The 235-nt window shown below is 37.4% G+C and carries 1 rRNA gene; it reads right to left on the bottom strand.

Annotation, left to right across the window (positions count from 1 at the left end):
- Positions 1-116: 116 nt before the first annotated feature.
- Positions 117-233 (bottom strand): 5S ribosomal RNA (gene rrf / locus ACYQ3D_RS12690).
- Positions 234-235 lie beyond the last annotated feature (2 nt).

Below are 235 nucleotides of genomic sequence, written 5' to 3'. Positions count from 1 at the left end.
AAATTCAAGACCTAAACCTATAAATCAAAGATAATCTATAACTAAAAACCATAAAAATTATGGTTTTGTTGTTAAGTCTCTTTAATTGTCAATTCTCAATTGTAAATTAAAATTGGATCTGGCAGCGACCTACTCTCCCATAAGGCAACCCTTATAGTACCATCGGCGCAGGAGGACTTAACTGCTGTGTTCGAAATGGGAACAGGTGTTACCCCTCCGCAATCACCACCAGATT

The organism is Halanaerobaculum tunisiense (genome assembly GCF_054657635.1).
Note: the sequence above shows the minus strand (reverse complement) of the source record. Positions and strands in the feature narration are given on the sequence as shown.